The organism is Vreelandella indica, from assembly GCF_037070225.1.
Taxonomy (GTDB): domain Bacteria; phylum Pseudomonadota; class Gammaproteobacteria; order Pseudomonadales; family Halomonadaceae; genus Vreelandella; species Vreelandella arctica.
The window spans coordinates 79,833-99,169 of sequence record NZ_JBANSO010000013.1 but is presented as its reverse complement, the minus strand read 5'-3'; the positions used below and the strand labels follow the sequence as shown (position 1 = coordinate 99,169).

20 protein-coding genes are annotated in these 19,337 nt (G+C 56.2%); 15 read left to right on the top strand and 5 right to left on the bottom strand.

Going from position 1 to position 19,337, the window contains the following annotated elements; genetic code table 11:
* The first annotated feature begins 49 nt into the window (after positions 1-49).
* From V8L71_RS10990 to lpxL, 12 genes are all read left to right on the top strand, one after another.
* Positions 50-1,201: a GNAT family N-acetyltransferase gene (locus V8L71_RS10990; protein ID WP_336274139.1), complete on the top strand. Its 1,152-nt coding sequence runs from the start codon at positions 50-52 to the stop codon at positions 1,199-1,201.
* A 211-nt stretch (positions 1,202-1,412) separates the two neighbouring features.
* Positions 1,413-1,751: a cell division protein FtsB gene (ftsB, locus tag V8L71_RS10985; protein WP_336274148.1), complete on the top strand. Its 339-nt coding sequence runs from the start codon at positions 1,413-1,415 to the stop codon at positions 1,749-1,751.
* Positions 1,748-2,455: a 2-C-methyl-D-erythritol 4-phosphate cytidylyltransferase gene (gene ispD / locus V8L71_RS10980; RefSeq protein ID WP_336274138.1), complete on the top strand. Its 708-nt coding sequence runs from the start codon at positions 1,748-1,750 to the stop codon at positions 2,453-2,455. Before ftsB ends, ispD begins: the two co-directional genes overlap by 4 nt.
* Positions 2,456-2,472: 17 nt before the next feature.
* Positions 2,473-2,961: a 2-C-methyl-D-erythritol 2,4-cyclodiphosphate synthase gene (gene ispF / locus V8L71_RS10975; protein WP_336274137.1), complete on the top strand. Its 489-nt coding sequence runs from the start codon at positions 2,473-2,475 to the stop codon at positions 2,959-2,961.
* On the top strand, positions 2,954-3,988 hold the full coding sequence (gene truD / locus V8L71_RS10970; RefSeq protein WP_336274136.1) for a tRNA pseudouridine(13) synthase TruD: 1,035 nt from the start codon (positions 2,954-2,956) through the stop codon (positions 3,986-3,988). Before ispF ends, truD begins: the two co-directional genes overlap by 8 nt.
* 183 nt (positions 3,989-4,171) lie before the next feature.
* Positions 4,172-4,918 carry a 5'/3'-nucleotidase SurE gene (gene surE, locus V8L71_RS10965; protein ID WP_008956324.1) on the top strand — a complete coding sequence of 249 codons (747 nt, stop codon included), beginning with the start codon at positions 4,172-4,174 and terminating at the stop codon, positions 4,916-4,918.
* Positions 4,905-5,582 carry a protein-L-isoaspartate(D-aspartate) O-methyltransferase gene (locus tag V8L71_RS10960; protein WP_101145212.1) on the top strand — a complete coding sequence of 226 codons (678 nt, stop codon included), beginning with the start codon at positions 4,905-4,907 and terminating at the stop codon, positions 5,580-5,582. Before surE ends, V8L71_RS10960 begins: the two co-directional genes overlap by 14 nt.
* On the top strand, positions 5,579-6,538 hold the full coding sequence (locus V8L71_RS10955) for a DUF368 domain-containing protein (RefSeq protein ID WP_008956326.1): 960 nt from the start codon (positions 5,579-5,581) through the stop codon (positions 6,536-6,538). The genes V8L71_RS10960 and V8L71_RS10955 overlap by 4 nt, the downstream gene beginning before the upstream one ends.
* Before the next feature lie 7 nt (positions 6,539-6,545).
* A complete protein-coding gene (locus V8L71_RS10950) occupies positions 6,546-7,622 on the top strand; it encodes a peptidoglycan DD-metalloendopeptidase family protein (protein WP_101145213.1) in 1,077 nt (358 codons plus the stop codon).
* 165 nt (positions 7,623-7,787) lie between these two features.
* On the top strand, positions 7,788-8,762 hold the full coding sequence (gene rpoS, locus V8L71_RS10945) for an RNA polymerase sigma factor RpoS (protein WP_035558949.1): 975 nt from the start codon (positions 7,788-7,790) through the stop codon (positions 8,760-8,762).
* Positions 8,763-8,906: 144 nt separating this feature from the next.
* Complete coding sequence (gene alr / locus V8L71_RS10940; protein WP_101145214.1) at positions 8,907-10,007, top strand: alanine racemase; 1,101 nt, start codon at positions 8,907-8,909, stop codon at positions 10,005-10,007.
* Positions 10,008-10,019: 12 nt separating this feature from the next.
* Positions 10,020-10,934 carry an LpxL/LpxP family Kdo(2)-lipid IV(A) lauroyl/palmitoleoyl acyltransferase gene (lpxL, locus tag V8L71_RS10935; protein WP_336274135.1) on the top strand — a complete coding sequence of 305 codons (915 nt, stop codon included), beginning with the start codon at positions 10,020-10,022 and terminating at the stop codon, positions 10,932-10,934.
* A 62-nt stretch (positions 10,935-10,996) separates the two neighbouring features.
* On the opposite strand, the gene speD is transcribed toward lpxL, so the two are convergent.
* The 5 genes from speD to V8L71_RS10910 form a co-directional block, all read right to left on the bottom strand.
* On the bottom strand, positions 10,997-11,791 hold the full coding sequence (gene speD / locus V8L71_RS10930; RefSeq protein ID WP_336274134.1) for an adenosylmethionine decarboxylase: 795 nt from the start codon (positions 11,789-11,791) through the stop codon (positions 10,997-10,999).
* 259 nt (positions 11,792-12,050) lie between these two features.
* Positions 12,051-12,470: an OsmC family protein gene (locus V8L71_RS10925; RefSeq protein ID WP_008956332.1), complete on the bottom strand. Its 420-nt coding sequence runs from the start codon at positions 12,468-12,470 to the stop codon at positions 12,051-12,053.
* Between the two features lie 115 nt (positions 12,471-12,585).
* Complete coding sequence (locus tag V8L71_RS10920) at positions 12,586-12,996, bottom strand: gamma-glutamylcyclotransferase family protein (RefSeq protein ID WP_336274133.1); 411 nt, start codon at positions 12,994-12,996, stop codon at positions 12,586-12,588.
* Positions 12,997-12,999: 3 nt separating this feature from the next.
* Positions 13,000-13,680, bottom strand: a complete 681-nt coding sequence (gene murU, locus V8L71_RS10915; protein WP_336274132.1) for an N-acetylmuramate alpha-1-phosphate uridylyltransferase MurU — start codon at positions 13,678-13,680, stop codon at positions 13,000-13,002.
* Positions 13,680-14,687 (bottom strand): aminoglycoside phosphotransferase family protein, encoded by a 1,008-nt coding sequence (locus V8L71_RS10910; protein WP_101145219.1) that lies wholly within the window; start codon positions 14,685-14,687, stop codon positions 13,680-13,682. The genes murU and V8L71_RS10910 overlap by 1 nt, the downstream gene beginning before the upstream one ends.
* A gap of 70 nt (positions 14,688-14,757) precedes the next feature.
* Between V8L71_RS10910 and V8L71_RS10905 the strand changes: the two genes are divergently transcribed.
* The 3 genes from V8L71_RS10905 to pdxA are packed head-to-tail and all read left to right on the top strand — an operon-like array spanning position 14,758 to position 19,337.
* Positions 14,758-17,208: an LPS-assembly protein LptD gene (locus V8L71_RS10905; protein ID WP_336274131.1), complete on the top strand. Its 2,451-nt coding sequence runs from the start codon at positions 14,758-14,760 to the stop codon at positions 17,206-17,208.
* 39 nt (positions 17,209-17,247) lie between these two features.
* Positions 17,248-18,273 carry a peptidylprolyl isomerase gene (locus tag V8L71_RS10900; RefSeq protein ID WP_101145221.1) on the top strand — a complete coding sequence of 342 codons (1,026 nt, stop codon included), beginning with the start codon at positions 17,248-17,250 and terminating at the stop codon, positions 18,271-18,273.
* Positions 18,273-19,337, top strand: coding sequence for a 4-hydroxythreonine-4-phosphate dehydrogenase PdxA (gene pdxA / locus V8L71_RS10895; protein WP_101145222.1), 1,065 nt, complete (start codon positions 18,273-18,275; stop codon positions 19,335-19,337). Before V8L71_RS10900 ends, pdxA begins: the two co-directional genes overlap by 1 nt.

Genomic DNA, 19,337 nt, shown 5'->3' with positions numbered 1-19,337 from the left:
GGTGCTGGCAACTTATATTGCGTTAGCCCCACACTCCCTGGAAGGTGCTATGCCGTTAGATCCACTGTCGCTCACTATTCTACCCACCATTGGGGCCGTCACGGCAAGCCAGTGGGATGCACTCGTCGATAATGATCAGCCCTTTTTACGCCATGCTTTTTTACACGCACTTGAAGCCAGCGGCTCGGTCAGCGTGGCTACCGGCTGGGAGCCTTGTCATCTGAGTGTATGGCAAGGCGAGCAGCTAGTCGCGGCGATGCCCATGTACCGCAAGCATCACTCCTACGGTGAGTATGTGTTTGATTGGGGCTGGGCGGAAGCGTTAGAACACGCCGGTGGTCGTTATTATCCTAAAGCGCTTAGCGCGGTGCCGTTCACACCGGTACCCGGCGTGCGCACGCTGATCGCTGAGCACGCTGATGCCACGGCAGTGCGAGCGTTTCTTGCCGAGGCATGGCGTGAACAGTGCACAAGCCAAGCCCTTTCAAGCTGGCATTTGCTGTTTGCCAATGAAGCGGATGTTACCGCTTGGCAGGCACAGTGCCCAGAGCTTATCACCCGTGAAGGCGTCCAGTTTCAGTGGCGTGATCGTGGCTTTGGCGACTTTGATGGCTTCTTGGCCAGCCTGACCTCAAAGCGACGCAAAATGATCAAGCGCGAGCGGCGCTTAGTCGCTGAGCAAGGCTTAACGGTATCGCGTTTGGAAGGTGAAGCGATTACCTTCGCCGATATGGCACATTTCTATCGCTGCTATGCGATTACCTACCATGAGCGTGGCCGTCCGCCTTATTTAAACCATGATTTTTTTGAACAACTACGCCAAACCATGCCTGACGCGCTAGTGCTGGTACAGGCCCACAGTGAAGGCCGCCCGGTAGCCGCAGCGCTCTATTTTCGTGGCAGTAGCACATTATATGGCCGCTACTGGGGAAGCGAGGTAGTCGCTGACTGCCTCCACTTTGAGGCGTGCTACTACCAGGGGATTGAATACTGTTTGCAGCATGGCTTAACGCTGTTTGATCCAGGCACCCAGGGTGAGCACAAGCTGGTGCGTGGCTTTGCCCCTCAACGAGTGCGCTCGCTGCACTATATTCGCCATCCGGGGCTTGCCGCCGGTGTTGCTCAGTTTTGTCAGGAAGAGGGCGAACATGTCAGCGCCTATCGCGAAGCGGCCCATCAAGCGCTGCCTTTTAAGCAGTGATTTGAACCATCATTACGCCGTCATTTAATCCGACACTTAAACCGATACTAAAACTGTTATTAAAACCGACATTAAAGTAAGGCGCGGCTCGCTGGTGTTGCCCCTTAATGGCATAATGCGCGCCGATAAGCGCTCTTTAGCGGATCAGCGCAGAGGTTGATTCAGCCAGTGCTTTTAATAAACCCAGCCGATATACCAAGGGAGAGCAATGATGCGCAAATGGCTAGTGATAACATTGCTCGCGGTGTTGGCACTGCTTCAATACGAATTGTGGCTAGGTAACGGCGGCTGGAGCGATTTACAGCGTGTGGAGCAGCGTGTGGCGGTGCAAGAAGCGGCCAATGTACCCATGCGCGAGCGCAATGCGCGGCTGGCGGCCGAAGTGACGGATTTAAAAAACGGTTTAGACGCCATAGAAGAACGGGCGCGTAGCGATATGGGCATGGTGCGTACTGATGAACAATTTTTCTGGGTGCCTGGTGTGGCAATTGAGAATGAGCTGATCGGTATCAATGCTGGCTTAGTCGCTCCCCAGGAGCCTGCGCAGTGAGCCAAACCTGGCTAATCGTTCCTGCGGCGGGCCAAGGTCGCCGCATGGGGGCAGACAAGCCTAAACAGTATTTAACCTTGGCCGATGAACAGCCGGTGTTGGCGCATACCTTGGCTCGGCTGCATCACGCCTTTCCCCACGCCCGCTTGGTACTCTGTTTAGATGCTGATGACCGCTGGTTTTCACCAGGCTGGGTACCTTTTGCGGACTGGCAGCGAGTGCCAGGTGGCAACGAGCGAATGGACAGCGTGTTAAATGCGCTGCACGCCATGGCGGCTGAGGGTGATGATGTAGTGATGGTGCATGATGTGGCACGTCCCTGTATTACCGTGAACGACCTGCAGGCGCTCTATCAAGCCGCGTCGACACACCCCGCTGGCGCGCTCTTGGCGATGCCGGTAGCCGATACCATGAAGCGTGCCGATAACCATCGCCTGAGCTCGCGAACAGAACCCCGGGATGGCTTATGGCATGCGCTAACGCCCCAAGGTTTTCGTTACGCGCTGCTGCGGCGTGCACTGGAAACCGCCCGCCAGCAGCAAACACTGGTAACTGATGAAGCCTCGGCAGTCGAAGCCCTGGGCGAATGGCCGCAATTAGTAAGCGGGCGGCGCGATAACCTGAAAATTACCCACCCAGACGACTTGGCGCTGGCAGCTGCGATTATAGCGGCGCAAGCCGCTAACCTGCCTGACAGGCTTTAATCCTTAGGAGCTTAGTAATGCGTATTGGCCACGGATTCGATGTCCACCGTTTCGGCCCCGGCGATCACCTGATGATCGGTGGCGTTAAGCTACCGTTTGACCATGGCTTCGTGGCTCACTCCGACGGCGATGTGCTGCTGCACGCTGTGAGCGATGCGCTGTTAGGTGCCTGTGCGCTGGGCGATATTGGCCGTCATTTTCCCGATACCGACCCAGCGTGGGCGGGGGCTGATAGCCGCGAACTGTTGCGCCATGTGGTCACTCTTGTTCAGGGCCAGGGTTATGGCGTGGTCAATATCGACGCCACATTAATGGCGCAAGCACCTAAAATGGCGCCTCATGTTGATGCAATGCGGGCCATCATTGCCGCTGACTTAGGCGTCGCGCTTAGCCAGGTTAACGTTAAAGCCACCACTACCGAGCGGCTGGGCTTTACCGGGCGCGGTGAGGGTATTGCTGCTGAGGCAGTGGTGCTGCTAAACCGTGCAGAGGCGCTTAATGATTAATATGCCTGTCTGGCAGCGTTGCTTAGATCCTCTGTTCGGCCCGCCTAAAGCCGGTCAATATCGTGCTCAGGCGGAAGACTTCTGGGTTGACGAACAGCTTGATTTTACGCCCGAGGCGCACGGGGAACACCTGTGGTTGCGGGTTGAAAAACGCAACCAATCCACGTTAGAAGTGGCTAAGTTATTAAGTCGGCTTTGTGACGTAACACCCCGTGATATTGGTTACTCCGGGATGAAGGATCGTATTGCCGTGACCCGCCAGTGGCTGAGCGTGCACCTGCCAGGGCGCGATGCGCCGCCTGACTTAGAGCAATCGCTTAATGCCCAGGGCATCACGGTGGTTGAGCAGGCGCGCCATCCGCGTAAGCTTAAGCGCGGGGTTCACCGCACTAATCGATTCGTCTTACGCCTAAGCGGTGAGGCCATAGCAAGCGACGACTTTATCAGCCGCTGGGAAGCGCTTTGTCAGTCTGGTGTGCCCAACTATTTCGGCCCCCAGCGCTTTGGTCATGAAGGGCATAATCTTCAGCGCGCAGAAGCACTACTTAACAGAGGTTGGCGTAAACGGGACGACCGTCAAGGTATGATGCTTTCTACCGCGCGCAGCTTTTTGTTTAACGAACTGCTCAGCACTCGCATTGCGGATGGCACTTGGACGCAACCCCTGGCGGGCGACACCTTAATGCTGGACGGCACGCAAAGCGTGTTTCATATCGACGCCACCGATGCGACGCTTCAGGCCCGCGCCATGGCGCTGGATGTGCATCCAACGGGGGTGCTCTGGGGCGTTGGCGAAGCCGGTCAGGGTGACGCTGCTAGCTATGAAACGTATTTGCAGCAGCAGTATCCCGGCTTGTGTAGTGGTTTGGAGCGCAGCGGGGTTAAGCAGGCACGCCGTGCGCTGCGGATGCGGCTGCTGGAACCACAGCTTACTTGGGAAGCTGACGCCGTACGGCTTTCTTTTTTGTTGCCTCGCGGTAGCTTTGCTACCGCTGTGCTTGGTGAGCTGATAGAGATGAGTGGATAGCGGTGGGCGACGTCGGTCGTCAGAACGGTTATAAGTCGTCAGAATAGCTATAAGACGTTAAAAAGTTTACTAAAAGTGATGGATAGGAGTTGTCACCTTTCGCGTTTATGCTGTGTGCTTATGACGCTGGCGCTAATGACTCTTGTGCATATAACTTGTGCATATAAAAAAGGGAGAGCCACTATGCGGCGACTACTGCTTTCAAATGATGACGGTGTTTACGCGCCTGGGTTGCGTGCGCTACACGATGCGCTGCTGTCGCACGCCAATATGCGCGTGGTGGCGCCTGACCGAGACCGCAGCGGTGCCAGTAATTCGCTTACCTTGTCACGGCCGCTTTCATTGACGGCGCTTGATAACGGCTTTTATAGCGTTGATGGTACCCCTGCCGACTGCGTCTATTTAGGCGTTCACGGCGTATGGGATGAAAAACCTGATTTAGTGATCTCAGGGATTAATCACGGCAGTAACCTGGGCGACGATGTGCTCTATTCCGGCACCGTTGCGGCGGCGATGGAAGGGCGCAACCTAGGCATGACCGCGATTGCCATGTCGCTATGCGGCGAGCGCCACTTCGCTACCGCCGGAAGAGTGGCCGCCACCTTGATTGGCGCCGCGGACCAACTTTCGCTACCGCCGCGTACGCTGCTTAATGTCAATGTCCCCGATGTACCCTGGGAAGAGATCAAAGGCGTTAAAGTTACCCGCCTGGGCTACCGCGGACCAGCCGAAAAACCGTTGCCGGTAAAAGACCCGCGAGGGCGTACCCGCTATTGGATTGCGCCGGTAGCAGCCAATGCCGATGATGGTGAAGATACCGATTTTGCCGCTGTTGAAGCGGGCTTTGTATCGATTACACCGTTACAAACAGACCTGACGCGCCACCCCGCGCTTAACGATGTGCAGGATTGGTTGGATGTTTTTGCCTGATATCTCCCCTGCTGAGCTGCGCGGTCGCGGCATGACCTCCCAGCGTACCCGCGACCGAATGGTCGAGCGCCTCATGCAGCAAGGCATCAACGATGCCCGCGTGCTGGAGGTCATGGCCAGTGAACCGCGTCATCTGTTTGTGGATGAGGCGCTGGCGCACCGCGCCTATGAAGATACCGCCTTACCGATTGGCTTTGGCCAAACGCTATCGCAGCCGTTCATTGTGGCGCGGATGACCGAGCTTGTGCTGCGCGCCGGGCCCCGCCGGGTATTGGAACTGGGCACCGGGTCTGGCTATCAAACGTTAATATTGTCGCGCTTGGTAGAAGAGCTCTACTCCATTGAACGCATTGGTGCGTTGTACGAGCGTGCGGCTGAGCGGTTACGGCGGCTTACGGCCCCCGCCACACTAGCAGTAGCGGATGGAGGCTATGGTTGGCCTGAAGTGGCACCGTTTGATGTTATTTTGCTAACCGCCTGCGCTCATACACTGCCCACATCGCTACTAGAGCAATTGAGTTACGACGGGGTGTTGATCGCCCCCTTGGAAGATCCCGATGGCAGCCAGTGGCTTACTCAGGTAAAGCGCATCGGCAGTGCCTTTGAAAAACGGCGGCTTGAGCCCGTACGTTTTGTACCTTTACTACAAGGAGTAGTGGATTGAAGCGGCAACCCTTGGGAATATTTTTACGTGGCGCAGGGATGGGCGCCGCCGATGCGGTACCCGGTGTGTCGGGAGGTACGATTGCGTTTATTAGCGGTATTTATGAAGAGCTGATTAACACAATCAAGCAATTTGGCCCAAGTGCGATTGGTGTATGGCGTCAAGGTGGCTGGAAAGCCCTGAGTCTCCATCTGAATCTAGCTTTTCTGGTGCCGCTATTGGCGGGTGTTGCGGTTAGTCTATTTAGCGTTGCGCATTTAGCACTGTGGTTGATGGAAGCGCATCCACTGCTGTTAGACGGGTTCTTTTTTGGCCTTGTAGCGGCCTCCGCATTGGTGGTCGGGCAGGCAAGTAGCGGCTGGAAGCTATGGTATCTGCTGCCGTTATTGGTGGGGTTAGTGCTGGCCCAAGCGTTACCAGGCATGATGCCGCTGGTGCTGCTGCTGGGCAACGAGGCGCTGGTAGTGATGGTGGCAGGCTGCATTGCCATCAGCGCCATGCTACTGCCAGGGGTATCAGGCAGCTTTCTATTGCTGACAATGGGGCTCTACGGCACCATCATGGGGGCAATTCGCAGCTTTGATCTGGGCATTATTATTCTGTTTGGAATGGGCTGTGTGGTGGGTTTAGCGTTGTTTTCACGCTTGTTGTCCTGGTTGTTACGGCGCCACCATACCTCGACCATGCAACTGCTACTGGGGTTTATTGTCGGTTCGTTACCGGTTCTCTGGCCATGGCGTGAACTGTTACGCTATCAAATAGGGCCAGAAGGGCAAATGATCCCTTTGGAGCACCGTTATTTGTTGCCCGCTGACTATGCCGTATTGACCGGTGCCTCGGCACAAGTAGCTGGCGTTGTCGCGCTAATGGCCTTGGGGGCACTCATTGTTGTGTTACTCAACCGGCACGCGGATCGTCGGCCCATCGATACCAAGCTTGGCGCTGAAAAGGAGTAAGGTTTATATGCGTAAAGGTTATAGTCTTAAAGTACTGATGATGTCGGCGCTGGCATTAACAATTGCGGGTTGTGCCAGCCAACAAGGCGGAAGCCCTCAAGTGCGTGATTTAAGCCAAGCACGCCAAGCGGTGGAAAACTCACCCCAGTACACCGTTAAAGCGGGCGACACGCTGTATGGCATCGCATGGCAGCACAATTTGGATTATCGCCAGTTGGCGGCAATGAACAATATTGATGCGCCGTACCAAATTCGGCCAGGGCAAACCATTGCCCTGCGCGAAGGCGCCTCAACGTCATCAGTCGCCAGTAGCCAGCCTGCCGCTAATAACAATGGTGGTGGCGCCGTGGCGACCGGACTGAATCCGCAAGCAGCCTCTGTTGCGAGTGATGACCAGGAACTCGACTGGCTGTTGCCCGACGAATCCGCGATTCAACGTAACCAGCGCCTAACCGCTGAACGCGATGCCGTAGAGGCTGCGGAACAAGTGGCTGATTCTTCGCCTAGCAGTGAAGAAAATACCTCTTCCTCCACGCCTGAGCCTGAAGTGGTCGCAGCTGCCGAACCTGAGCCTGCCGCTCAGCCGGAACCTGAGCCAGCGTCAGAACCTGAACCGCAGCCAGTATCAGAACCCGAGCCACAGCCTGAAGCTGCTCCAGCTACACAAAGTGCCAGCGTTGACCGCTCTTCGCGTACCTATACGCCTGCTGAAACGATCAATTGGCAATGGCCTGCCGATGGCAACGTCGTCGGGGCATTTGGACAAGGCGATAGCATCACTGCCGGGATTGATATCACCGGTGAAAAGGGGCAACCTGTTAAAGCAGCTGGGCCCGGTATTGTGGTTTATGCGGGCAGCGGCGTCAGGGGTTATGGCAACCTCATCCTTCTCAAGCACAACGACCAATTCCTGAGTGCGTATGCGCATAACGATAGCTTACGGGTCAGTGAAAATGACGTGGTAGAAGCGGGTGAAGTGATTGCGACGATGGGGGATAGTGACGCAGAAAATGTCCGATTGCACTTCGAGGTTCGCCGTGATGGCCAGCCTCAAGATCCCATGGACTTTCTGCCTTCCCGCTAATGCACTCACCGGTAGCGTGGAAGGCCAGCGTTTAACTTGGAAGTTGCCCGAATCGCTGTATTCGAGCGTCATATAACAATTGTCACATAACAATATGGTGTGCGCCTTAGAGCGCACCCCTTTGACTTTCTAAATGGCGGGTAGGCGAAACACGGGGGTAAGGCCATGAGTATGTTGGAGAAAGATCTACAGGAGGTTGACCTGGAGGCTGCTGAGGAGGCACTTGATAATACCGATGATGACATCGCGGTAGAAGAAGATGCTTTTGAAAAAGCGCTAGGGCGTGAGGATCGACAATCGACCCAAAGCTTGGATGCAACGCAAATCTACCTCAACGAAATCGGCTTTTCGCCATTATTAACGCCAGAAGAGGAAGTATATTACGGCCGATTAGCGCGTAAGGGCGACCCGCTGGGACGCTCACGGATGATTGAGTCCAATTTGCGGCTGGTGGTGAAGATTGCCCGCCGCTACCTTAACCGCGGCTTAACGCTGCTGGATTTGATCGAAGAGGGTAATTTGGGCTTGATCCGCGCCGTTGAAAAGTTTGACCCCGAACGGGGTTTTCGTTTTTCAACGTATGCCACTTGGTGGATTCGACAAACCATTGAGCGCGCGTTGATGAACCAAACGCGTACAATCCGTTTGCCGATTCATGTGGTCAAAGAGCTCAATATCTACCTGCGCGCGGCGCGCGAATTGACCCAGAAGTTTGACCATGAGGCCACTGCTGAAGAGATCGCCGAGCACCTGGACAAACCGGTCGAGGTGGTCAAAAAGATGCTCGGCCTCAATGAGCGCGTATCGTCCGTTGATTACCCGATGGGCGGTGAGAGCGATAAGCCGCTGATCGATACGTTGACCGACGATGAGGTGCAGGGGCCTGAAGCGCGTCTGGTGGATGGCGATGTCAAAGAGCACGTTGATCTTTGGCTTGATGAGCTGAGCGAAAAACAGCGTGAAGTTGTCGTGCGCCGCTTTGGCTTACGCGGCCACGAATCCGCCACCCTGGAAGAAGTGGGCGCCGAAATCGGTTTAACCCGCGAGCGAGTTCGCCAGATTCAAGTCGAAGCGCTGAAAAAGCTGCGTCGTTCGCTGGAAAAACAGGGTCTCTCGTTAGAAGCTTTGTTTGAAACTTAAGTGTTTGAAGCGCAACAAAGGTGATTATTAAACGCGCCTTCCCTCTAAGCCGAGCAAGTACCTATAGGTGCTTGCTCGGTTTTTTATCGCTGACATTTTTTGTTAATAAGCATTTATTGCTGAATCAGGTAAGTGAGAAAACCTATGCGCCCCCTTGTGGCCGATATTGATCTGGACGCGCTGCGTCACAACTATCAATTGGCGTGCCGCTGTGCGCCCCAAAGCCGCTCAGTGGCCGTTATCAAAGCTGATGCTTACGGGCATGGTGCGCTAGCGTGCGCTCAAGCGCTGGAGGCCCATGCTCCCGCGTTTGCCGTCGCCTGTATCGAAGAGGCTCTCGCGTTGCGTAAAGGTGGCATTACGAAGCCTATCGTTCTGCTTGAAGGCATCTTCAGTACTGATGAGTTGGCGCTGGTGGACACCCACGGTTTCTGGATCGCGGTGCATAGCCAGTGGCAGGTTGATGCACTGTTGGCGGCCACGCCACGCCAGCCCATCCCGGTATGGTTAAAAGTCGACTCCGGCATGCACCGCCTGGGCTTTGCCATTGAAGAGGCCGCTGCCATCTGGCGCCAGCTTCTTGCTGCGCCGAGTGTGGCTTCGCTGCACCTGATGAGCCATTTTGCCACTGCCGATGCTCAGGATAGCCGTTATTTCACTCAGCAAATGGCACGGCTCCAGGAGTTGACCAGTGAGCTAGAAGCGCCGCTATGCCTAGCCAACTCACCGGCGACCTTGGCGTGGCCGGTGGCACATGGTGACTGGAACCGGCCAGGCGTCATGCTCTACGGCAGCGACCCCTTAGAAGTCGCCAATGACATCACCCGGCAACTGAAGCCAGTGATGACTCTGCGCTCTGAAATTATCGCCCTGCGAGAGCTAGAAGAGGGCGAGCCCGTGGGCTACAGCGGGCGCTGGCGTGCGCCGCGGCGTTCACGCATTGCCGTGGTTGCCTGCGGCTACGGTGACGGCTATGACCGCCATGCCCGCGATGGTACGCCAGTGCTGGTAAACGGCCAACGCTGCGCGATTGCCGGTAAAGTCTCTATGGATATGCTCACGGTGGATGTAACAGACGTGCCCGATGCCGCCATTGGCAGCGAAGTCGTATTATGGGGTAGCGCTAGCAACGGCGAAGTACTGCCGGTGGATGAAGTGGCCCGTTACTGCGATACGATCAGCTATACCCTGCTGACGGGGGTACTGCCCCGGGCGCCTCGGCGTTATCATGGGCGTTCTGATTAAACGGTTGTTTTTATGTCAAAATCACGTTATCCACGTTCGTTTGCCCACCCGCGTTACTGGCCCACTTGGCTCGGGATTGGTGCCATGTATGTTGCCGCCTGGCTGCCCTGGCGGCTAAAAATGAGTATTGGCAAAGGGCTTGGGTTGCTCGCATGGCGCTTTGCCAAGCGGCGGCGGCGCATTACCGACACCAATATAGCGCTGTGCTTTCCCGAAAAGAGCGCCGAACAACAGCGGCAACTCGTCAAAGAGTCATTCATCGCTAATGGCATTGGTCTCGTCGAAACCGCGACGGGCTGGTGTCGAAATGGCGAAAGCTTACGCCACCGAGTTGCTTATATTGGCGAAGAGCACATGGCCCGTGCTCAGGCGCGAGGCAAAGGGGTGGTCATTATCGGTGTTCACTTCTCATCGCTCGATTTAGGCGGTGCCTTACACGCGCTATTTTTCTCTGCTGACGCTGTCTATCGCCCGCATAACAACCCGCTGTTTGAGCGCTTTATGACTCGCGCTCGTGGACGCAACTTTGGAGTCGCGATTGACCGTTACGATCTGCGTGGGGCTGTGCGGCAGCTTAAGGCAGGCCGGATGGTGTGGTACTCGCCGGATCAGGATTTTGGCCGCGATGTCAGTGTGTTTGCACCGTTGTTTGGTCAGCAGGCTGCGACGATTCGCTTAACGGCCAAGCTTGCGCGTATGACCGGCGCGTCGGTGGTGCCGATGATGTTTCACCGCAACCCCGATAATGCGACGTACACCATCGAGAGCCTGCCAGCGTTAGAAGGGTTTCCGAGCAATGACGAGGTAGCCGATGCGACCAAGGTCAATCAGTTTATTGAGCAGGCCATTCGCAAGCACCCGGAGCAATATCTGTGGCTGCATAGACGCTTTAAGACCCGCCCCGAAGGCGAGCCCAGTGTTTATTGATCCCATATAAGCGCCACAAAAAAAGCCAGCGTTAGCTGGCTTTTGGCATTCAGCGGCGACGCTTAATCCAAGTTGCGGGAGTAAAATATCTCTAGCATCTCTTTACGCAAACGGCTCTCAATATCACGTGCTTCTTCAAAGGTAATATCGCGGCGAGACGTACCGAACAGGTAGTTATCCAACTCGAAGTCTTTGAGCAGCATCTTGGTATGGAACATGTTTTCCTGATACACGTTTACATCCATCATCTGATACGCATGCTTGGTATCGTCAGCAAGGTAGTCTTGGATGGAGGTAATGCCGTGATCGATAAACAGCTTCTTGCCGTCTACGTCACGGGTAAAGCCGCGTACCCGATAATCCATGGTGACGATGTCGGAGTCGAAGCTGTGGATCAGGTAGTTCAGCGCTTTAAGCGGGCTGATATGACCACAGGTCGAGACATCAATGTCCAGACGGAAGGTGCTAATGCCGTTGTCAGGATGCGACTCAGGATAGCTGTGCACCGTAACGTGACTCTTATCTAAGTGCCCAACCACCGTTTCTGGCAGTGGGCCGGGGCCCGGCTTAATCTGCTCAGGCGCGGCGTCATCCAGCTCATGCTCGGCAATCAGGATCGTCACGCTTGCGCCGTGGGGCTCATAGTCCTGGCGGGCGATATTCAGCACGTGAGCGCCGATGATATTGGTGACGTCTTTAAGAATCTGCGTCAAACGTTCGGCGTTGTAGAGCTCATCGATATAGTCGATATAAGCCGCACGCTGCTCTTCGGTTTTGGCGTAACAAATGTCGTAAATGTTGAAGCTCAAAGAGCTTGTCAGGTTGTTAAACCCGTGGAGTCGGAGATTATCTGTCATGTCCGAGCCTCCTTATGGCAGGTGAAGACACCCCGACGAGCCAGCGCCGGAACCAATAAGACGTTGCCACCATCGCTGCGGTGTAACCCCACCCGATAAAGCAGGGCGGTGACAGCACAAGTGAAGGTAAAACAAGCGGGCGTATTATGCCCGTCAAGGCGATTGCTTGCATCCGACTGAACTATTTTTTTTGCCACCGCGGTTGGGTAAGCGGCGGCGCTAGTCGAGGGAGCCAAGCGCTGCCCGTGCAAACAGCCGCTCAAGCCTCGATAATCTCAAAAGAGTGAGTGATCTCTACGCCGCCATTAACCAGCATGATCGACGCGCTGCAGTACTTTTCAGCAGAGAGTTCAACGGCGCGCTGAACCTGCTTCTCTTTCAATGCATGCCCAGTCACTACGAAATGAACGTGGATCTTGGTAAAGACGGCGGGCACTTCATCAGCGCGTTCGGCGTCAAGTTCCGCGACGCAGTCGGTGACATTGGCACGCGCTTTATCGAGAATGTTCAAGATGTCAAAAGCGGTGCAACTGCCCATGCCCATCAACAGCATTTCCATGGGGCGGGGCCCTGTATTGCGGCCACCGTGGTCGGGCGGACCGTCGATGACAACGCTGTGCCCGCTACCGGATTCCGCCACAAATTGACGGCCTTCTGTCCATTTTACCCGTGCTTTCACGCGGCTCTCCTCATCTAGGCGACGAAAGGTAAGTCGCGCAGCATAACATTTCTTGGCCTGCGCGCCTCTTCTCAGGGGCTCTTCTCAATGCCCCTGTTTTTCATCACCGGCATTATTAATCATGGTCAGTGTAAGGCATCTCCCAACCGCCTTCGCAAATGGCTCGCTTATCCGCCACTTCCGGATTGTAAAGATAGACCCAGGCACGACCAAAGCGGGTGGCTATTTGCTGGCGGTCATACTCGCCTTGCGTGGGTGCGTCGATACGGTAGTCCTCTAGCCGGTCTAGCTGGGCCAGCTGGCCAACGCTGACCTCATAAACCTCTATAGTGACGCCTTTGGATGGCTGCCATTTTGCGCCGGGGTAGGGGCCGATATCGTAGAGCGTGAGGGCGCGGGTGGTGTCGCTCCCCAGTCGCCTGGCGCCGTTTAACCAGTGGGCGTTGTTGAACCCCTGCTTCAGCGTGCCATAGACCGCTACGCGGGGCGTATCAGCGATTGCCGCACGTAAATAGTCTGGATGCATCGGCTAGTCCTTCCCGCGCGGTCGTGGGAATTGGAGCTGGCTTTCCAATGCCGCCAGCCGTTCAGGCGTGCCCACATCGACCCATTGCCCCGTGTAATGTTCCCCACTCACCCGTTGGTCATCAATAGCGGTCCTGAGCAGTGGCGCTAATGCAAAGGCGCCCTGAGGCTGCCCGGCTAACAGCGCTGGGTGAATCACACTGATGCCCGCGAAGGTCAACCGCTCCGTGCTGGTTTGATTAACGCGCCCTCCCGCTAGCCCAAAATCGCCGTCGGGGTGGTGGGAAGGATTATCTACCAGCACCAAATGCGCTAAATCATCGCCTTGCAGCGCTTGTACGTTGGGCAACGCTTCACACCAGACATCGCCGTTAATAAGTAGAAAAGGTGCTTCACCCAGCAGCGGTAGGGCTTGCTGAATACCGCCACCGGTTTCCAAAGGCTCTGTTTCACGGCTCCAATGAATACGCAGCCCAAAAGCATCGCCATTACCCAGGGCATCAATAATCTGCTCGGCACGGTAGCTGACATTAATGACGACTTCATGAATCCCCGCTTCGTGAAGACGCGCCAGATGATGCACGATGAGCGGCTTACCCGCGACGGGTAACAGGGGCTTGGGGCAGTGATCCGTGAGCGGTCGCATCCGCTTGCCGAGCCCTGCGGCTAAGATCATTGCTTTCATTACGTCATTTCCGCTAGTCGTTTCATGAGGGCGGGGCGAAAGGTGAGCGTGACCCACTCAGTGAAATCAGTCTGCTCGGTCAGGAACGAAAGACTATCCTCCAGATGATCCAAAAAGTGCGGCAAGCGCTCAAGATAGCCACTTTTTTGATCGCGTAGCGTTAAACGGCAAAATATGCCCAGCACTTTCAGCGAGCGCTGAGCGGCCATGGCATGGCACTGGATTAGGAAGGTGGCAAAATCGACCCGGCTGGGAAGACGACCATCACGGCGGGCCTGCTGATAAAATGCGCTGACGAAGTCGCTAAACTCCTCATCGCTAAAGCGGCAGTAGCGCCCCCGCAACAATGAGATAAGGTCGTAGCTTAGCGGGCCTGCCACCGCGTCCTGAAAGTCGATCATGAATAAACGCTGGTCGTGTACCATCAGGTTCATAGCATCGAAATCGCGGTGCACACTGACCACCGGCTGGGCCAGCGCTTGCTGAATAAGCTGCTCGCGCAGGGGGTGCCAGCTTTCGGGTGGCGGTAGCTTCAGCCAAGCACCCAAGCACCATTCGGGAAACAGATCGAGCTCCCGGCCAAGCAGCGCCCTATCATAAGCGGGCAGTGATTCGGGGCTGGCGCGGTTTTGCAGCTCGGCGATGAGCGTTAGGGCCTGCGCATGGTACGCCTGTGTGGTAGCGTCGTCGGTAAACAAGTTTTGTAGCGGTGTGTTGCCCAGGTCATCAAGCAGCAGGAAGCCGTCCGCCAAGTTGGCGGCATGCACCTTGGGTACCGCCAAGCCTGCGCTGTGCCAACGTTGGGCGATGGCGACAAAAGGGTGTGAGTCCTCCTGTTCAGGCGGGGCATCCATTACTACCTGGGTAGAGCCGTCGGGTAATGTGAGGCGAAAATAACGCCGGAAACTTGCATCGCCCACGGCGGATGAAAGCGTAATATCGGCCTTGGAAAGGCCGTTTTGTTGGGCAGCCCACGTGGTGAGGGCGTTAATCCGATAAGAGGACATGCAAGCTCCTTGCTGGTCGGGCATCATGCGGGCTGTATAATACCGATTCTGGATGCCAAGGATAACGAACATGGGCAAGCGATTTTCGCGCACGTTGCCAGTTGCGCATACGCTGATGGGCAGTTTGCTTGCTGGCGCCTCGTTTACGGCGGTGGCTCAAGGTCAAGACATGCCCGCGGAAGCGTTAGACTGGCAAGCCTGGGGGGAAGAAGAGGCGGCCAATCAATTGTGCCGGGGGCGCTACGTGATGCCCAGCTACCGCTTACCCGCGGAAGAGAACCCGGAAACCCTCTCACTTGAGGCCAGCGACGTCGATTACGCCGCCAATGGCGAGGCGTTGTTGCGCGGTGATGTGGTGCTTCGGCGCGGCAATGAGGAAGTAGAAGCGGAGCGTGTCTTTTTACCCGCCGACCGTGAGCAGGTCGATGCTGAAGGCAATATCGCCATACGTGACGGACGTGCATTGGTGCGCGGCGAGCAGGCGATGCTCAGGCTAAATGAAGACCGTGCGACGTTGGGTAATAGCCATTATGTGCTTTACGACCAGCACCTGCGCGGTGAGGCCGCTCAGTTAGAGCAAACCGGGGAAAGCGAGTACCGCTTGCAGGACGCCAGCTTCACGACCTGTGACCCAGGCGCCAATAGCTGGGAATTGGTCAGCAGCGATATTCGATTAAACCAAGCCGAAGGCTTTGGCACTGCGCGCCATGCCCGACTGCATGTTAAAGATGTTCCGGTGTTTTACTGGCCCTGGTTGCGTTTTCCCATTGATGATCGTCGTCACACCGGGCTACTTTCCCCGTCGATAGGCTTTTCATCAGATGGTTTTGATTACGCCCAGCCCTTTTATTGGAATATCGCCGCTAACCAAGATGCGACCATCACGCCGCGCTGGATGAGCGACCACGGGTTGCTGATGAACGGTGAGTACCGTTACTTGTTTGAAGAGAGTGCGGGCATCGTCGAAGGCGGCTATTTAAATAGTGATAACGGCGGCTCCGGCGGTGGAGAAAATCGCTTTGAAGGTGAGGATCGTTGGTATGTGGATGCCCGCCATGCAGGGCGGGTAAACGAGCGTAGCAATTACCGGCTGCGCTATGGTGCGGCCAGCGACGGGCGCTATTTTGATGACTTTGGTGGCGAGTTCGGTGAAAGTGATCGCGCCAGCATGGAGCGCTTGGCCCAGGTCGATTACCGTGGCCAGCGCTGGCAGTTAGATGCCCGTGCCCAAGGCTTTCAGCGTCTGGAAGACCCGCTCAGCGATAGCGATAAGCCCTTTTATCAACTGCCGAGCCTGAGTGCCAACGCGAACTGGCAGTTCGACAACGGCCTCTACACCCAGTGGCGCTCTAATGCGACCTATTTTTGGCGCGATGTGGATGAGCGCCGTGTGCCGGAGCGTGAGGCGGCCACCGGTAGCCGATTGCACCTTACGCCTGTTGTTGGCTGGCGCTTTGAACGGCCTTGGGGCTATTTAGAGCCGCGTACTGAACTGTGGAACACCGCCTATGAGTTGGATTATGGCGAGCGAGAAACGGAGCGGGGCGACTCGCCCAGCCGCAGCATTGCGCTGACCTCAATCGATAGCGGGTTGGTCTTTGAGCGCGAGCTGGCCCTCGGCGGGCGCGACTATCGCCAAACCTTGGAACCGCGTCTGAACTACGCCTACGTGCCACGTACCGATCAAACTGAGCTGCCGGACTTTGACAGTCGAGAACGTGTGTTCTCCTGGGATCAGCTCTGGTCCGCCCAGCGCTTTTCCGGCACTGACCGCGTGGGTGATCTCAACCGGCTCTCTTATGGCGTGCAGTCGCGCCTACTTGAGGATGCGTCCGGTCGTGATCGACTTTCGTTTGGGGTCGGGCAGAGTGTTTACTTTGATGATCGCCGAATCGATAGCGAAGGCGATGCGGATACGCTGCCGGATCGGCCGGAAGAAAACCCCAACGTTAATCCTGAAAGCTACTATCAGGCCACCCGGGATCGTTCACCACTAGTGACCCGCCTTGATTGGCAAATTAATGATCGCTGGAGCAGTGGCTACGAATGGCTCTACGATGATCACCGTGATCGCACCGAACGCTCAAGCGTTGATGTACGTTATCGCCATCCCGAAGGGCACGTAGTGAACCTTGGCTACCGTTGGGAGATCGAAGGATTTGACCCGGGTGTGTTGCAGGGCGACGACGGCTTTCGCGACTATAACCGTGAAGAGTGGGATCTGTCGTTTGCCTGGAAAGCCAGCACTAGCATTGATTTGATCGGTCGCTACCTTCACGATCAAACCAATGACCGCTCGCTTGAGCAGCTGGCAGGCGTGCAGTGGAATAACTGCTGTTATGGCCTGCAGCTTGTTTGGCGTGAATGGGTCGATGACGATGATACTGCCCGCATTGATGATGATTTTAATGATCGCGGGCTTTTTTTACGCTTCGTATTTCGTGGTTTAGGCGGCGTTGGCCAGAATGCGGACAGCTATTTTGAACAGACCATTCCTGGCTATCGTCCGACTGCCCTGTAAATGACTTCCATAGAATGGCTAATGAAAGAGACGTTTGTAATGAAAATGAGAAAGCCCTTGCTAGGCCGAATGAAACAGCTCTCTGCGGGTAGCCTACTCGCCCTCTGCGTTGGCGCTGGCCTTGCGTTGGCGCCGCTGACACTCCAGGCGCAGAATTTCCAATCCACTCAGCGTCAGGCATTGGATAGTGTCGTGGCCGTGGTCAATAACGATGTGATCATGCGCAGCGAATTGGATGATCGTATGGCGCAAATTGAGCAGCAGGCCCAGACGCAGGGCGGTAATCTTCCTCCCCGCTCCCAGCTTGAGCGGCAAGTGCTTGAGCGTATGGTGATGGAAGAGATTCAGCTACAAATGGCGGAAGATGCCAGTCTGACGATTGATGATACTGAGCTAAACGGTCAGGTGCGCTCGATTGCCGAATCCAACGGTATGACGCTGGATGAGTTTGCTGATGCCGTGGAAGCTGACGGCATGACGCTGGCGAGCGTGCGCGAAGATATTCGCCGCGAAATGCTGATGCGTCAGGTGCAGCAGCGCCAAATCAGTAATCGTGTGACGGTTAGTGATCGTGACGTTGAGCGTTTTCTTGACCAGCAGCAGGGGCAGGCCGGCGAGCAGAACTTCATTGAAGAGACGCGGGCCCGCCACGTATTAATCGAGCTGACGCCTAATCGCGATGAAAACCAGGCGCGAGCGCGAGCCGAAGAAGTGCGCCAGCGCTTGTCTCAGGGAGATGATTTTGCCTCCGTGGCGCGCGAGTATAGCGATGACAGCGGCACTGCACTCAACGGGGGTGAGCTTGGCTGGGTGCGCCCAGGGCAAACTGTTCCTGCGTTTGAGGAAGCAATGCGTGACCTAGGCGTTAACCAGATATCCCAGCCGGTGCGCTCTCAGTTCGGCTACCACGTGATTGAGGTGGAAGAGCGTCGCCGCCAGAACGTTACTCAGGAGAGTCAGCGCGAGCAGGTTCGCCAAGCGATCTTCCAGCGTCGCGCGAACGAAGAGCTTGAAACCTGGCAGCAAGAGATTCGCTCACAGGCTTTTGTTGATGTTCGTCTCTAATGGTAGCTGGGACTTCAAGGGCTGATAGCGCGCTGCCGGTGGTCATCACCACCGGCGAACCAGCGGGCATCGGTCCTGAACTAACGCTAATGCTTGCAGCCGGGGGGGGGCTTCCTCCAAATACCGTGGCCATTGGCGATCCGGAAATGCTGCGCCAGCGCGCAATTGCGCTGGGGCTGGATGTTACGGTGGTAGAGTGTTCGGTGGGTGAGTGCCCAAGTGGCGACAATGCCTTACCTGTTTGGTCCGTCGCTCTTAATGCCCCTTCCTCGCCAGGTGTGCTTAATCCAGCTAACGCCGATTACGTACTTGCCACCCTGGCAATGGCGGTCGATGCTTGTCAACACGGCCTCGCCGCTGCCATGGTGACCGCACCGCTGCACAAAGGCGTAATTATTGACGGCGGTCACCCTGGCTTTACCGGCCATACCGAATGGCTGCGTGATGCCTGTGGCGTTGATGACGTCGTGATGATGCTGGCCACCGACGCGGCGCTACATGCGGCATCGCCAAGCTGGCAGGGTAGTGGCGATTTACGTGTTGCTCTGGTGACCACACACTTGCCTCTGCGCAACGTCGCCGACGCTATCACCTTTGAGCGGGTCACCTGCATTAGTCGCTTACTGGCGATTGGTTTGCAGCACCAGTTCGGGATTGCTAAACCGCGCATTGCAGTGTGTGGCTTAAACCCGCATGCCGGTGAAAATGGCCACCTGGGCCACGAAGAGCTGGATATTATTATTCCCGCGCTTGATGCCCTTCGCGCTGAGGGAATGGATATCCTTGGCCCGTTGCCCGCCGACACACTATTTACCCCGCGGCACTTGGCAGGTGTCGATGCAGTGTTGGCGATGTACCATGACCAGGGCTTGGCAGTGTTAAAATATGCAGGCTTTGGTCAGGCTGCCAATATTACCCTGGGCTTGCCATTGGTACGCACTTCGGTCGACCATGGCACCGCGTTGGATCTGGCTGGCAAAGGCGTGGCAGACCCCGGCAGCCTGAAAGTCGCTATCGCCCTTGCACGCCGTCTATCTACCCAGCGGTTGTCTGCTACTGTCTAG